This window comes from Limnobaculum parvum (genome assembly GCF_003096015.2).
GTDB classification, from domain to species: Bacteria; Pseudomonadota; Gammaproteobacteria; order Enterobacterales; family Enterobacteriaceae; genus Limnobaculum; species Limnobaculum parvum.
The window spans coordinates 3,104,619-3,116,435 of record NZ_CP029185.2 but is presented as its reverse complement, the minus strand read 5'-3'; the positions used below and the strand labels follow the sequence as shown (position 1 = coordinate 3,116,435).

Below are 11,817 nucleotides of genomic sequence, written 5' to 3'. Positions count from 1 at the left end.
CCGAATATCATGTTGATGCACGCATATTGTTACTACGGCTGGAATATCCCTTGATGCTGATTTATTCGTTTTGCCCGCATAGCCATTAGGTTTTATTTGCTCTGCGATTTTTCTGTCACCAGAATTTCCCAGCTATATAGATGACCCCAAATCAGATGAAAACGTTCTGGCAAAAGTGGATGTATTTTAAACAATCAGCGTGAGAAGAAAGAGCTTTCCCTTCAGCACCTCTTCGGGAGCGGTAACGATTTTGATATCCATCAGTTTAAGCATGTAGCCAGAGGTAACGCTGAGATAGGGCGAGTTTTTATTGCTGTAGCGCATTTTAAACAGTTCGTGCATATCGTCTTTACGTATCACAATTAGCATCTTATCGTTTGGAACCTTGCCGTATTGCAACAAAATGTCCTCTTTTTTTCGCTGGATACCTTCAATCAGATGTTCAAGTAGCGGCATAGTTATTCTCACAGCGAATGGACATGGATAGAAAGTATCACTAATCATACTCCTGATAAACAGGGATTTCCTGCCGAAGCAAAGAAGGGTATTCACCCGTGGAGCCATTGCCGATTATTTTAATAAACACCGATGATTTGATATTAGCGTAAAGGATAATTTTGTGCTGATGTGTTGTATTTTGGTAGGGTAAATATCAATGTATTCGGTTTATATTGAATAATATCTATCTAATAATTGGTACGTTCTAATTTCTCAATATACTTATATTTTTTTATTTCAGTTTTTTATTTTTCATCATTAAACCAATCGGTTATTTTAGCTTCGGTGATTGAGGTTTTAATGGGGTGTTAAGAATAATTATTCTAGATATCATTTTGTTTTTCTTAAAAATATAGTTATATGGATATTCCTCACTTGATAATTATCAATATAACTCTTTATTAGTATTTTTATAATCGCTTTTATTTATGTGAGCGATTTAATCAATGAAATATAAGCCTAATGAAACCAGAGAGTCAGAGAAAGGTGACTTTACCGTAAATCGGCGACGACTTTTACAAGCTGGGGGCGCGTTGATCGCGTTACCTTTCATCTCTTCTAAAATAGCGAATGCGACATCGAAAGCGCTGGTATCCCCTTCTGTGGCGCGTAGAGAAGAACGTATTGTTCAGACTTGCAGTACCTTTGATTGTGGCGGTAAGTGTGATGTACGGGTACACCTTAGCCAAGGCACTGTTACTCGCATAAGCACGCGTCCAGATAGTGCACTTGATGAGCAAATGCCGGTAATGAGAGCCTGCGTTCGCGGGCGGGCATATCGGCAGTTCGTTTACCATCCTAACCGCCTGAAATACCCGATGCTGCGCGTAGGTAAACGTGGCGAAGGCAAGTTTAAGCGCATTAGCTGGGATGAGGCCACCACCCTGATTGCTGAGCAAATGAAACGTATTGGCGATACATATGGGCCGGCTGCGCGTTTTGCTCATGTAGCAACTGGCGTTTCTGGCGGTTCTTTCTCTGGCGATAAGATGCTAAAGCGGCTGTTGAATCTCACCGGTGGCTATCTTGGTTATTATCATTCTGTCAGTATGGGCAATACGGCGGCCGCCACGCCTTATACCTATGGCGTGGCGGCTTCCGGCAGTTCGCTGGATACACTGTCAGAAACCAAATTGGTTATTTTGTGGGGGCACAATCCGACAGAAACGATTTTTGGTCATACTAACTATTTCTATAAAAAGATGAAGGAAAACGGGACACGTTTTATCGTGGTTGATCCCCGTTATTCTGATACGGCCACCAGCTATGCCGATCAATGGATCCCTCTACTGCCAACCACTGATAACGCGATGATGGATGCGATGATGTATGTCATCGTGACAGAGAATTTACACGATAAAGCGTTTATTGAACGCCATACTTTAGGCTTTGATGAACAGAATATGCCTGAAGGGGTTCCAGCGAATGAATCGCTGGTTGCTTACCTGACGGGCGTAAAAGACGGCGTGGTAAAAACGCCCGAGTGGGCAGAAAAAATCACCAAAGTTCCGGCTCAAACTATACGTCAACTGGCTCGAGACTACGCTACGACCAAACCTGCTGCATTAATACAGGGATGGGGGCCACAACGACACATCTGTGGTGAACGCACGGCCAGAGCCTCAACCTTGCTGGCGACCATTACGGGTAATGTTGGGGTTAAAGGGGGCTGGGCAGGAGGCTATGGCGGTATTGCCAGCCGCAAATTTATGACGGGTATTGTTCAGCCGCAAAATCCGGTAAAGGCCACTATCTCGATTATGAACTGGATGCAGGCAGTGGAAGATGCCTCAAAAGTCAGACCGGAAGATGGTTTAAAAAATGCGGATAAACTGGATACCAATATTAAAATGATATTTTCGTTAGCAGGTAATTACTTGGCTAACCAGAATCCAGATATCAATAAAACCATCAAATTATTGGAAGATGAATCTAAGGTCGAATTCATTGTCGCTAGCGACCTGTTTCTTACGCCAAGTGCTAAATACGCCGATTTACTTTTGCCGGAAACCAGCTTTATGGAACGCTGGAACATCGGGGAAACCTGGGGAACCGGCAGCTATTTTATGCTGTCCGAAAAAGTGATTGAACCTGATTTTGAACGTCGCTCAGATTATGAGTGGTTGCGTGAAGTAGCCGCTAAAATGGGTGTTGAGGCGGCATTCAGCGAAGGGCGTGATGAGAAGCAGTGGGTTGAATATATTGTTGAGCAAACACGTGTAACTAGGCCGGAAGAAAATCTGCCAACTTTTGAGCAGTTGCAGGTACAACGTCAACATTTGTTTAAAAGTGCGCCTCATGTTGCCTTTGAAAAAAATATCACTGATCCACAAAATAACCCGTTTACAACGCCATCAGGCAAAATAGAGATTTTCTCTAAACGATTGTATGACATGCAGAATCCGGAAATTCCGGCGTTATCTCACTATGTTCCTGCTACTGAAGGTCCAGAAGATAAACTGATTGAAAAGTACCCTTTGCAGTTGATTACCTGGAAAGGTAAACACCGCGCCAATTCGACTCAGTATGCCAATCCGTGGTTGCAGGAAGTGGAGCCGCAAACGCTCTGGATAAATCCACAAGATGCGAAAAACAGGCAAATTGTTCAGGGCGATGAAGTACAAATCTATAACGATAGGGGGGTGAGTCGGGTTCCTGTTGAGATTACATCGCGCATTATGCCGGGCGTTGTTGCTATGCGTTCTGGGGCTTGGTGGAATCCTGATAAAGATGGCGTGGATCGGGGAGGGTGCGCTAACGTATTGACTTCAACCCGTATGACCGCGTTGGCGAAGGGAAACTCTCATCAGACACTACTGGTTGAGGTGAAAAAAGCATGACTAATTTCGTGGAATTCAAACCGGTCAGTGATAAGCAGCTAGGTTTCTTTATTGATTCTTCGCTGTGTTCTAGTTGTAAAGCCTGCCAGGTTGCCTGCAAAGATAAAAATGACCTCGAAGTTGGTCGTCGTTTTCGTCGAATATATTCCCTAACGGGTGGGGGCTTTATCGATAACGGCAGCGGTGCTTACCAGAATAATGTCTATTCGTATAACCTCTCCATTGCCTGTAATCATTGTGATGATCCTGCCTGCGTGAAAAATTGCCCGACAACGGCAATGCATAAGCGAGAGGGGGATGGCATTGTCAGGGTGAATACTGATAAATGTATTGGCTGTGGATACTGTTCGTGGTCATGCCCTTACGGCGCTCCCCAAATGAATAAACAGACCGGACAGATGTCAAAGTGCGACTTCTGCGTTGACCTGCAGGCTCAGGGAGAGCCACCGGTGTGTGTGGCAACGTGTCCGTTGGGGGCAATAAAGTTTGGGCCAATTGAAGAGCTACGTAAACAATATGGGGTGCTGAGTGAGGTTCGTGGATTACCTTCTTCAGCAATAACTAAGCCGAATTTGGTGATTAAAGCGCATTCTGGTGCTGAAGAGGGAGTAACCAATCATGCATGAGTGGCCATTAATCATCTTTACTCTCCTGACCCAAGCTGCCGTTGGCGCAACGTTGTTTTCGGCACTGTATGCCTGTTGGATCAATCATGAATCAGGGGTTTCTGTGGGTTACCACATGATGAAACCCGTCTTAGTGATTATCTGCCTAATGGCCGCTATCGGGCTACTATGTTCTGTTGCACACCTTGGTTACCCGATGAATGCTTTCAACTCATTGCGCCATGCGGCAACGTCATGGTTGAGCCGTGAGATTATTTTTACCGGCGCATTCTTTGGTGCTATCTGCCTGATCGCATTACGTACTTTAATGACTAAACGTGTATCTCGTACTCTGCTGGCACTGGCGGCATTGCTGGGTATTGCTGATATATATTGCATGGGGGAAGTTTACCGCCATACACAGGTAGTGACTTGGGCACATCTGAATACTCAATTTACTTTTATCGGTACACTGATAACGCTGGGAGCCTGTATCGCGACATTGCTTATTACGCTCAAAAGTAAAGGCAAAGTCAGTGATGGGCTGTCATTTAAGATGGTTTGCGTGGCGGTATTACTGATTGGGATTAGCCTGATAGGGCGTCTGCTGGTGTTGCCTGATTATCTTGATGAGATACAGCGTTTATCATCGAATGGCGTAGTAACTTTCCCTTATGACGCGATATCGTTTTTTGAACATTCACCACTCTTGCGCTGGAGCGCATGGATAACTGCGTTATTGGGTTTGTTGGTCATGTTATTTGCGCTTTGTTTAGGGCGTCAGAAAGTTATTTATCGTCAGCCTATTATGTTGTCATTTGGTTGTATGCTAGTCATTTTGGCTGAGGTTGTCTTTCGATATGCCTTTTTCTTGATTAATTAAGCGGTAGGGCTGGAGAAATATTTTTCCAGCCCTGATTAATGATGTTTATGCATAATTGCATTGTCCTTTTCTCAAAAGTGGGTAAATCTTATTTTTCCTGCTTTATAGATATTAATTTTACATATTCAAAATAAATTGAATGATTTATTCATATTTACTCTCAAATTTGTTTGTTAATGTTAGTTTGATTGACTGAATCAATATCCATAATGAGACAGGATAATCAATTTGGGGGATGCTATTGATGTAGATCAGTAAAGTGTTTTCTCAAGTAATCGTATTATTACTCTCCATAATAATAAACGTTCTAATGTTTTTTTATTGTTACCATGAGGGTAATGTCGATGCAGAGCAAAAAAATAGCGCGCCTTGGTGGGGTGTCGCGGCGGGAGTTTATCAAAACTTCCGTGGCTGCCTCAGGTGCAGCTGCAGTGGCGGGTTCAATCACTTTGCCATTTAGTACCACGGCAGTTGCAGCTCCCGAAGCGGCTTCAGCAGAAACCATTAAATACAGCGCTTGTCTAGTCAACTGCGGTAGCCGTTGCCCACTGAAGGTGCATGTTAAAGATGGCATTATTACCAAAATCTCCAGCGAAACCTATTTTGATGACTCCACTTATGGAGAGCATCAAATTCGTCCGTGTCTGCGCGGCCGTTCGGTGCGCTGGAAAACCTATAATCCCGATCGCGTTAAGTATCCTATGCTACGCACAGGAGCTCGGGGTGAGGGTAAATTCAAACGTATTAGCTGGGATGAAGCGACAACCATTTTAGCGGATAAGATTAAACATACCGTTGAAAAATATGGTAATGAGGCAATCTATTATCAGTATGGTTCCGGCTCAACAGGGGCGAACCTGCAAGGTCGTAGCGCCTGTAAACGTATGCTCAGTTTATACGGTGGGTTCCTCGATCAGCACGGAACTTACTCTACGGCGCAAATCAACGCCGTCATGCCGTATGTGTACGGTGGTTTGCCTGAAACGTTGTTGTCGGAAATTAAAAACTCCGATCTGGTGGTGATGTTTGGGCATAATTTGGCGGAAACCCGGATGTCTGGCGGCGGTCAGTTTTATGAAACGTTGAACGCTCTGAAACAAAGCCATGCGCGAGTGATCATTATCGACCCTCGCATGACCGACAGCGTTACCACACTGGGTGCGGAATGGATCCCTATCTATCCGGGAACCGACAGCGCACTGGTAGCCGCCATTGGTTATACCCTGATCAAAGAGAACCTCACCAACGAAGAGTTTTTGAAAACCTATTGTGTTGGTTGGGATGACAGCACTCTGCCTGAATCGGCACCAAAAAATGGTTCTTACAAAGATTATTTGTTAGGTAATGGCCCTGACAATATCGCCAAGACTCCTGAATGGGCGAGTGCGATCACCGGTATTTCACCAACCCGAATTATTCAACTGGCTCGTGAAATTGGCTCAGCTAAAGCTGCGTGGATCTCTCAAGGCTGGGGGCTGCAACGTACCGCGAATGGAGAGCAAGCTTCCCGTTCTATCATGATGATCCCTTTAATGACCGGGCACATTGGACGCTCCGGCACTAACAGTGGCTCATGGGGTGGAAATGTCGCGTATTCTGTACCAGGGTTTACGATTCCTAACCCGGTTAAAACCGCTATTCCTTGCTTTATGTGGACCGATGGCATTACCCGCGGAACCGAAATGACCGCGAAAAATGCACATGTTAAAATAAAGATAAGCTGACAACCAACATTAAGTTTCTGTGGAACTATGCCAGCAACATAATGATGAACCAGCATTCTGACGCCAATAAAACCCATGAAATTCTGAAAGATGAATCAATGTGTGAGTTTATTTTGGTGTGGGAAACCCACATGACGGCCAGTGCTAAATATGCGGACCTGTTGCTGCCGGATGTCACATCAGTCGAGTCAAACGATCTGATCAATAACTCCTATGCCAGCGGTGCTTATAACTATTGTATCCGTTTGCAAAATACCATTGAGCCGCTTTGGGAATGTCGTCAGTCTTATGATGTTCTGGCGGAAGTGGCACAAAAGCTGGGTATCCGCGATCAGTTTACCGAAGGGCGCACTCACGAGCAGTGGATTGAATATTGCTACAACCAAATGCGCGAAAAAGATACGACCTTACCTGAGTTTGCACAAACTAATGATAAGGGCATTGTCGCTCGCGTTCTGGCGGACAGCTCTAAATCCATTGCGCTGAAAGATTACCGTGATGACCCTCATGCTAATCCGTTAAAAACGCCGTCGGGTAAAATTGAAATTTACTCAGAGGCTTTGGCAACTATCGGTTCCACTTGGGATCTGGCTGAAGGAGATCGTATTCCTGCTGTGCCTGAGTATTGCCCAACGTTTGAAGGGGTTAGCGATAAAGCGGTACAAGAGCTGTATCCGCTGCAGATGACCGGTTTCCATGATAAAGGTCGTGTGCACTCTTCTTACTATACGGTGGCTATGTTGCGTGAAGCGGTGCCTCACATGATGTGGATGAACCCTATCGATGCACGGGCTCGTAAGCTGAATCACGGTGATATGGCGGAAGTATTTAACGATCGCGGTCGTATTCGTATTGCTGTCAAAGTGACCGAGCGCATTCTACCAGGGGTTATCGGTGTACCGCAGGGAGCATGGCGTAATACCAACGAACAGGGAGTTGATGTGGGCGGATGTATTAACACGCTGACCACCCAGCGGCCGTCTCCATTGGCCAAGGGCAACCCTCAACATACCAACCTCGTTGAAGTAAAACGCGCATAAGGAGACCGTGATGAAACAGTATGGATTTTTTGTAGATAGCTCCAAGTGCACGGGATGTAAAACCTGTCAGGTCAGTTGTAAAGACGAAAAGGATTTGCAACTGGGGCCAAAATTGCGTCGGGTTTATGAGTTTGGCGGCGGTACTTGGTCTAAACAGGATAACCTGTGGACGCAAAACGTCTTTAACTACTATCTGTCGATTGCTTGTAACCACTGTTCTAAGCCAACCTGTGTTGCCGGTTGTCCAACCGGTGCGATGCATAAGCGTGCGGAAGATGGTTTAGTTGTGGTCAACCAGGATATCTGCGTGGGCTGCCGCTATTGCGAAATGCGCTGTCCTTACGGTGCGCCGCAGTTTGATGAGTCGAAGAAAGTGATGGCCAAGTGCGATGGATGCTATGAGCGAGTCGCTCAGGGTCTGAAGCCAGTATGTGTCGGTTCATGTCCACAACGGGCGCTGGATTTTGATGAAATCAGTGTCTTGCATGAGAAGTATGGTTATCAAAATGCGATCGCACCATTACCGGATCCATCGCTGACCTCACCGAATTTGGTGATTAAAGCCCATCGGGATGCAAAACCTTGCGGTGATACATCCGGTCATATTCAGAATCCGGCGGAGGTGTAAGATGCATGAATTACCACTGGTATTTTTTACCGTACTTGGGCAAAGCGCGGTAGGGCTGTTTTTATTGGCTTATATCAGCTTTCAGCTCAAATTAAGCGATTGGGAACAACTCAGACGTGCCAACCTGTTGGCGTTGGTGTTGATGGCGATTGGTCTGGTCTGCAGTATTTTCCATCTAGGACAGATTTTCCGCATGTTTAATGTGATGGCTGGCATCGGACGTTCGCCAATGAGTAACGAGATCGCATTATGCGGCGGTTTCTTTGCTCTGGCGTGCTGTACGCTTTTCTTCAGCTACATCAAGAAAAATGCAGGGATCGCCAACGTATTGAACATTGTGACTATTCTGGCGGGACTGGCTTTTGTCTGGTCAATTACCAAAGTGTATCAACTACAAACGGTTAGTAGCTGGAACTCGGGTTATACGGCGCAGCAAATGTGGCTTACCGTGCTGGTTGGCGGCGGTGCCTGTGCAGTTTTAGCTGGGGTACGTAAGGTTGGTGCGATAGTGCTGTTGATTGGTGCCGTTGTTAGTCTGGTGGTTAAACCGGGCTACCTGAGTTTTGTTAATCAGGTGGAACCTGCGCTTTCTTCTCAACAGACGCTGTTCTGGGGTATTCAGACATTCTGTCTGGCTCTGGCGGTGCTGATTGCGGTAGTTGTATTGATTAAGCATAAAGGCCTAGCTTCTGCTATGGCCCTGTGTTCTGCTGGTGTGATAGTCGGAGAGTTGGCTTCTCGCATCGCATTTTATAATTTGTGGTCAATAGCCATGTAATCATCTCAGACTGACCGGTTTTCCGGTCAGTCTGTTGTGAAACACCTTAAAAGGCCATCTTGTTATGTTACTGAACACCACGATCCCCCGAGTTATCGGGGCTTGTTTTTATTATCCCCCTCAGGCAGCGTTGATTACGGTATTACCCGAATTAGTGCCGCTATTTCCTTGGCCACAGCCAGAGTCGGTCCGTCAACAAGCTGAACATCTGGTCGAGTTCGAAGCAGACATGTTGATGTATGATTATTCAATGTTGTTTGAAGGTGTAGGTATGATGCCCGCACCTCCTTGGGGCTCTGTCTATCTGGATCAGGAAAATCTATTAATGGGAGAGTCCACTCGACATTATCGTCAGTTTCTTGCTCAGCAGGGAATGGCGATAAATACCGATAATCCTGAACCGGAAGATCAGTTTGGCCTGATGTTAATGGCGTTTGCTTATTTATTGGAGTCAGATAAACCGGCGGCGGCACAACAATTGCTGAGTGAACATTTGTTGCCGTGGGGAGAACGCTATCTGGTGCTGGTACAGTCGAGTGCAACTGAGCATGACTTTTATCCACAGCTGGCAGAAATGACCATGCTTTATCTGCAAACCCTTAGACAACAGCTCAATTTGTCTGTTGAAGCAAAAGCGCTTTATCTCTGATGAAGGATGAGCGCTTTTACAAAGCTTACATGGAGCATCGAACCGTTAGCCGACGGGGATTGCTGCGTGGCTTGTTTAGAGGTGCTCAGACTGTCCCTGATTCATCCGTCGTGATTCATCACCAAAAAGCCGAAGTGATTCGCCCTCCGGGGGCGATTGATGAGGTAATTTTCCAACAGGCCTGTACCGGTTGTGGTGATTGTGCTTCCGCTTGCCCCGAGTTTTTGATTGTACGGAATACTTCTCTGCCCGAGCTCGATTTTATCTCTAATTATTGCACCCGTTGCGATCGTTGTATTCAGGCCTGTAGCCTAGGTGCGCTGCAAAGCGGTACCTTTAATATTAATGCCCGCCCGAAATTGAATCATGCCTGTCAGAATAGTTATATGTATTGTGATAGCTGCTCTGGGTGCTGTGATAAAAAAGCCATCCAGTGGCAAAGCGGTCGCTCACCGGTTATTCAAACTGAACTGTGTGACGGCTGCGGTGAGTGTGTCTTTGTTTGTCCGGTAAAGGCGTTGGAAATGGTGGTAATGTAGCGTGTGCGGATTGCTCGATAGCCTGCTCTAAGGAAGATAAATTGCAAATTATGCCTTTGGATTTTTACTCTTACGGTGTTGCCGTGACTCTGAATCGAGTCAACGTATGACAAGCGGGTAAATATCAGATTATTTATCTTCATCATAAAAATAATTATTTTATAACACCATGTAAAATAATGTGTTATTTAGAATTAAATATTCAAATTCTGCTCTATTGTGATAACAATCTCTTTTTATTATTTCTTACATTGCATGATATCTTCAAATTTATGAAGATATAGCGTAGCGGAATGGGTTAAGGGATCTATGAGTAAAACATTTATTAAAAAAGAGGGGATCGCTCAATCCTTCTTAGCCCGTTATCTGCTGGCATTGCAATCGGGAAGTCGCCTGAAAACCATTGATGAACTTGCTAGAGAGTGCGAGTTATCCGTTGGATTGATGCAATCAGCGCTGAAAGATTTGGAAAGTTTCGGGGCTCTGAAAGTGGTGCGGCGTGGCCGTAACGGGAGCTTTATCGATGCTATCGATCACAAGCAGCTATTGCAGTTTGCCAATATCGATAATGTGGTTTGTGCTATGCCATTGCCCTATGCTCGGGTTTATGAAGGGCTTGCCAGCGGTTTAAAAGCCCAGTTTATTGATATGCCGTTCTATTTTGCTCACATGCGGGGAGCCGATATTCGCGTGGCGTGTCTGGAAAATGGAATTTACGACTTAGCAGTCACTTCCCGGCTGGCCGCAGAGCAACATGTAAAACAGGGTAATATTTATATTGCTTTAGCGCTGGGGCAACAGAGCTATGCTGAGCAGCATAAGTTGATTTTTCGCCAAGGTCGGGAAAAAAGTATCAGACGTATTGGAATAGACAGTACTTCCGCCGACCAAAAAATAATGACGGAAGAATGGGTTGGCGGCAGAGATATTGAATTTGTGGAAGTCTCTTACCACGAATGTTTAAACAAGATTGTCAGTGGCTACATTGATGCGGCTATCTGGAATGTGGGGCAGGGAAAGACGTTAGAGGCCCTTGGCCTGACGACAAGTGTGCTGTCAGGCATTAAGTCTTGCTATAAAGCATCTGAAGCGGTCATTTTAACGCGTAAAGATGATAAGCAGATTCAGCAGTTGGTAAATACTATGCTCAATCGTGATGCCCTATTGCAGCACCAGCAACAGGTCGTTATTGGACAGATTGAGCCAACTTATTGATATAAAATTTAAAAGAGAAGTGATATGGAGCAGCGGTTAGCCATTCTTTTACAAGGTGGTGTCATTGATCAAGAGATTCATGATGGCATGCTAAATGTGATTAGCGAGCTTGAACAGCAGTGGAACATTTCGATACGTCATTCACAGGGGAATATGGCATTGACCCACATGGCCAGCGCTTTAATGCGTTCTCGTCGTGGTGAAAGTATTACCCCGATTGATAATGAGGTTTTGGAAGAGGTTCAGCAATCTGAGCAATATCCGTCATTGTTGGTTATTCATAATGCATTACTTCGGCATTTCCCTCTGACCATCGATCCATCGGAAGAGGGATATTTGTTGGTTAATCTCTATAGCCTGATGTTGGCTGCGAACGATCGCTAATTTTTACCCCTCAAATATTCATTTATTTGAATAT

General features: G+C 45.2%; 10 protein-coding genes and 1 pseudogene. 10 read left to right on the top strand and 1 reads right to left on the bottom strand.

Annotation, left to right across the window (positions count from 1 at the left end; all coding sequences use genetic code 11):
• Positions 1–186 precede the first annotated feature (186 nt).
• The gene (locus HYN51_RS12970; RefSeq protein ID WP_157953044.1) at positions 187–456 is read right to left on the bottom strand and encodes a hypothetical protein; all 270 of its coding nucleotides are present in this window, start codon (positions 454–456) and stop codon (positions 187–189) included.
• Between the two features lie 488 nt (positions 457–944).
• Here HYN51_RS12970 and HYN51_RS12965 point away from each other — a divergent pair, with 488 nt between their 5' ends.
• The 10 genes and pseudogenes from HYN51_RS12965 (at position 945) to HYN51_RS12920 (ending at position 11,783) form a co-directional block, all read left to right on the top strand.
• The gene (locus HYN51_RS12965) at positions 945–3,338 is read left to right on the top strand and encodes a DMSO/selenate family reductase complex A subunit (protein WP_108900410.1); all 2,394 of its coding nucleotides are present in this window, start codon (positions 945–947) and stop codon (positions 3,336–3,338) included.
• Entirely contained in the window at positions 3,335–3,964 is a 630-nt protein-coding gene (locus HYN51_RS12960) for a DMSO/selenate family reductase complex B subunit (RefSeq protein ID WP_108900409.1), read from the top strand. The genes HYN51_RS12965 and HYN51_RS12960 overlap by 4 nt, the downstream gene beginning before the upstream one ends.
• Positions 3,957–4,826 (top strand): dimethyl sulfoxide reductase anchor subunit family protein, encoded by an 870-nt coding sequence (locus tag HYN51_RS12955; RefSeq protein ID WP_108900408.1) that lies wholly within the window; start codon positions 3,957–3,959, stop codon positions 4,824–4,826. The genes HYN51_RS12960 and HYN51_RS12955 overlap by 8 nt, the downstream gene beginning before the upstream one ends.
• A gap of 338 nt (positions 4,827–5,164) precedes the next feature.
• Positions 5,165–7,590, top strand: a pseudogene (locus HYN51_RS12950) (DMSO/selenate family reductase complex A subunit).
• 10 nt (positions 7,591–7,600) lie between these two features.
• Positions 7,601–8,218 carry a DMSO/selenate family reductase complex B subunit gene (locus HYN51_RS12945; RefSeq protein ID WP_108900407.1) on the top strand — a complete coding sequence of 206 codons (618 nt, stop codon included), beginning with the start codon at positions 7,601–7,603 and terminating at the stop codon, positions 8,216–8,218.
• Position 8,219: 1 nt separating this feature from the next.
• A complete protein-coding gene (locus tag HYN51_RS12940; RefSeq protein ID WP_108900406.1) occupies positions 8,220–8,996 on the top strand; it encodes a dimethyl sulfoxide reductase anchor subunit family protein in 777 nt (258 codons plus the stop codon).
• Positions 8,997–9,060: 64 nt separating this feature from the next.
• Entirely contained in the window at positions 9,061–9,645 is a 585-nt protein-coding gene (locus HYN51_RS12935) for a TorD/DmsD family molecular chaperone (RefSeq protein ID WP_108900405.1), read from the top strand.
• Complete coding sequence (locus HYN51_RS12930; protein WP_108900404.1) at positions 9,645–10,184, top strand: 4Fe-4S binding protein; 540 nt, start codon at positions 9,645–9,647, stop codon at positions 10,182–10,184. Before HYN51_RS12935 ends, HYN51_RS12930 begins: the two co-directional genes overlap by 1 nt.
• Positions 10,185–10,493: 309 nt before the next feature.
• Positions 10,494–11,399: a GntR family transcriptional regulator YhfZ gene (gene yhfZ / locus HYN51_RS12925; RefSeq protein WP_108900403.1), complete on the top strand. Its 906-nt coding sequence runs from the start codon at positions 10,494–10,496 to the stop codon at positions 11,397–11,399.
• Positions 11,400–11,423: 24 nt separating this feature from the next.
• Positions 11,424–11,783, top strand: a complete 360-nt coding sequence (locus HYN51_RS12920; RefSeq protein WP_108900402.1) for a PRD domain-containing protein — start codon at positions 11,424–11,426, stop codon at positions 11,781–11,783.
• Positions 11,784–11,817 lie beyond the last annotated feature (34 nt).